The organism is Xanthomonas cucurbitae (assembly GCF_002939885.1).
GTDB lineage: Bacteria > Pseudomonadota > Gammaproteobacteria > Xanthomonadales > Xanthomonadaceae > Xanthomonas > Xanthomonas cucurbitae.
Window position 1 is genome coordinate 1 of sequence record NZ_MDED01000124.1, and the last position, 554, is coordinate 554.

The window sequence follows — 554 nt, forward strand, 5'->3', positions numbered from 1 at the left end:
CTCAATCGTGCCGAAGCCAAGTCCGACGCCGCCTTCGAATTCTTCACCAAGCTCGGCGTGCCGTACTACTGTTTCCACGATATCGATCTGGCACCGGATGCCGATGACATCGGCGAGTACGAAAAGAATCTCAAGCACATGGTGGGCATCGCCAAGCAGCGCCAGGCCGATACCGGCATCAAGCTGCTGTGGGGCACCGCCAACCTGTTCTCGCATGCGCGCTACATGAATGGCGCATCGACCAACCCGGACTTCAACGTGGTAGCGCGCGCCGCGGTGCAGGTCAAGGCTGCCATCGATGCCACGGTGGAGCTGGGCGGCGAAAACTACGTGTTCTGGGGTGGCCGCGAAGGCTATGCCTGCCTGCACAACACCCAGATGAAGCGCGAGCAGGACAACATGGCGCGCTTCCTCACGCTGGCACGCGACTACGGCCGCAGCATCGGCTTCAAGGGCAATTTCCTGATCGAGCCCAAGCCAATGGAGCCGATGAAGCACCAGTACGACTTCGACAGCGCCACGGTCATCGGCTTCCTGCGCCAGCACGGCCTGGA

General features: G+C 61.6%; 1 protein-coding gene. It reads left to right on the forward strand.

The annotated features are described in order from the left end of the window. Positions 1-554: apurinic/apyrimidinic endonuclease family protein (locus XcuCFBP2542_RS19020; RefSeq protein ID WP_484606946.1), on the forward strand; the 554-nt coding region annotated here is incomplete at both ends.